2 protein-coding genes are annotated in these 3,284 nt (G+C 27.4%); both read right to left on the bottom strand.

The genetic code is table 11. From position 1 onward, the window contains the following. Positions 1–33 precede the first annotated feature (33 nt). A complete protein-coding gene (locus NG904_RS06675) occupies positions 34–1,146 on the bottom strand; it encodes an AI-2E family transporter (RefSeq protein WP_252213129.1) in 1,113 nt (370 codons plus the stop codon). A gap of 300 nt (positions 1,147–1,446) precedes the next feature. Beyond that, entirely contained in the window at positions 1,447–3,138 is a 1,692-nt protein-coding gene (gene argS, locus NG904_RS06670) for an arginine--tRNA ligase (RefSeq protein WP_252213128.1), read from the bottom strand. Positions 3,139–3,284 lie beyond the last annotated feature (146 nt).

Raw genomic sequence — 3,284 nt, 5'->3', positions numbered from 1 at the left:
TTCCTAAAGAATAAAAAAACATAGAATTATTCATTATAAATTCTTAAATAAGCTTGGATTTTTAGACTTATAAAATTTTACTACTCTAATATAATAAATATTAATAGTTGCAATTGTAGGTGATGCCAATAGCATTCCTATAGGTCCCCAGAATGCGCCACCTATTATTACCCCCATAATGATCCAAAATGGTTTCACTCCTACTTTTGATCCTATAAGCTTAGGATCAAGATACCAAGCATCAAATTGTTGAATTAAAAGTAGAAGCACAAATACTATAAGAGCCTTCATAGGTGAAACAAATATGCACACTGTAGCACCAACAACTTCTCCTATAAAAGGTCCAAAGTAAGGTATCATATTAGTAATAGCTACTATGATTGATAATAATAGTGCATATGGAGCTTTAACTATTACTAAACCAACTAAAGCTATAAGCCCTATTATAGCAGAATCTATAGCCTTTGCTCCTATATACACTCCTATCATCTTGTTATAAGTTTTACAAACATTAATTAATTCATTAGCCTTCTTTTCTTTTAAAATTATATAAGTTATAGTTTTTAAACCATATAATAATCCATCTTTGTCACATAATACATAAACAGCTATTAAAAATCCGAATACTATTTTTACTAAGTTTCCTGTAAAAGATAATAAATATCCTAACATGCCTTGTAATAAAGTTATTGTAAAATTACCCATTTTAATTGATAAAAGTTCAATTTTATCTACTAAACCAGCGTCAACTATTAACTCACTTAATCTAGGGTTTTTAATAGCTGTGTTAATCCATTCTTGAATTGTTTCCATATATATAGGTACTTCTTTAATTATGCTACCAATACTATCTATCAAACTAGGTATAGTAAATAAGAAAAACATTATTATTATTCCTGTTATAACTGCATATGTTGCTAATATAGACTTTCCTCTTGAAAATTTACATCTTTTTTCAAAAAGCATCATTATAGGATTTAATATATATGTAAAAATTAAAGCATATATAAATGGCGATATAATAGATAGAAAATGTTTTGCTATATTAAAGAAAAACTCATAATTATCTATTATTTTATATACAATAATACCAATAATAGCAATTACTAATATATCCTTGTATTTTACATTCCTATTTATAATCATTCCCTTTCTCCTCTCTTAAAATATTCTTACGTATTACCAAATATTATATCATATATTAATTTAATAAAGATTAATTCTTTGTTAAATTAATTATGTATTACCATATTTAATTTAACAGTGACTTAATCCTTGTTTTTAATATTCTCAGGCTCTGTTTTAAATATGTGTTAATATATACAATGGGTAAAGTGGCATTGTAATTGAACTTATGTATATATCAACACTCTACTAAAACATAGCCATAGCATTAAATAAAAATAGCTAGAAACTTAAAATTAAAGTTTCTAGCTATTTTTTTAATTACATTTTTTCTACTACATCTATTCCTAATAGTTCTAATCCATTCTTTATTACTTGTAAACTACTTCTTACTAAGCTTAATCTAGTTGCTTTTAAAACTTCATCATCTAAATTTAAAACTGAATGAGCATTATAGAATTTGTTAAATGATTTTGCAACTTCTATAACATATCTTGTTAAAATTGATGGTTCTAACTTATCAGTAGCAAGTTTAATTTGATTATTGAAATTAGCTAAAACTTTAACTAATTCAAATTCTTCTTTTGAAGATAATTTACTAAAATCAACCTCTGAAGAAATATTCTCTGCTCTACTTAATATGCTGTTAGCTCTAGCATAAGAATATTGAACATAAGGACCTGTTTCTCCTTCAAATGATAAGATTTCTTTCCAATCAAATACGATATCTTTTTCTCTTGAATTCTTTAAGTAAGTGAAAATAATAGCTCCAACACCTATTTTCTTAGCTACTTCTTCTTTATTTTCAAGATTTGGATTCTTTTCATTTATAACTTCTAAAGTTTTTTCAACTGATTCTCTTATCAAATCATCAAGTAAAACAACTTCTCCCTTTCTTGTAGAAAGCTTTCTATCTGCAAATTTAACTAATCCAAATCCAACATGAACACAATCATTTGCCCATTCATGTCCTGCAAGTTCTAACACTTTAAATACTTGTTTAAAATGTAATGCTTGTGGGCTTCCAACTACATAGATACTCTTGTAGAAATCATAAGTTTTCTTTCTATACATAGCAGCAGCTAAATCTCTTGTTGCATATATAGATGCTCCATCACCTTTTAATACTATACAAGGTGGCATATTATAATCATCTAACATTACAACCTGTGCTCCATTACTTTCTACAAGTAATCCCTTATCCTTTAATTCATTAACTACTACATCCATTTTATCATTATAGAATGCTTCTCCTGCTAATGAATCAAATTTAACTCCTAATATATCATATACTCTTTCAAATTCCTTTAAACTTAAATCTCTAAATCTCTTCCATAAAGCTTGTGCTTCTGGATCTCCTGTCTCTAGCTTTTTAAAATACATTCTTCCTTCGTCTTCTAAGCTAGGATCTTTTTCTGCTTCTTCATGGAATTTAACATAAATTCTAAGAAGTTCATCAATTGGAGCTTTTTCTAAAGCTTCTTCATCAACCCATCTATTATAAGCTGATATAAGCTTACCAAATTGAGTTCCCCAATCTCCTAAATGATTTAAACCTACAACATCATATCCTTCTTTTTTAAACATTTTGTATAAAGAATTACCAATGGCTGTAGTAAATAAATGTCCTACATGGAATGGTTTTGCAATATTAGGTGAAGAATATTCAACACAAACTGTTTTACCGTCTCCTATGTTAGATTCACCATAGTTATCTCCATCTTTTAATATCTTATTGATTGTATTTTCAGCAAATACTCCTTTATCAACAAAGAAATTTAAATATGGTCCAAGATTTTCAATTCTTTCAAATCCTTCTTTGTTAATAGCATCTTTTAAAGTTTCAGCTATCATATTAGGTGCTTTTCTCATTACTTTAGAAAGTTGAAAACATGGAAAAGCATAATCCCCCATTTCAGACTTAGGTGGTATTTCAATAAGTTTTTCTATAGCATTAACATCCAAATCTACATGTTCTTTAATTAGCTGTGCAATTTTATTTTTGTAATCCATAAGTATCCTCCTAGAAGTTTATTATTTAATCTTTCGCTCTTTTTTAAAACAGAGCCAAGTTTATAACTATGTACTTTTATTTTATATTTTTATAAAGAACAAAATCGCTAAGGCGACTTTGGAGCTGTCGATTTTTTTAGCCATGC

This window comes from Clostridium sp. ZBS15 (assembly GCF_023845705.1).
Lineage (GTDB): Bacteria > Bacillota > Clostridia > Clostridiales > Clostridiaceae > Clostridium > Clostridium aquiflavi.
Note: the sequence above shows the minus strand (reverse complement) of the source record. Positions and strands in the feature narration are given on the sequence as shown.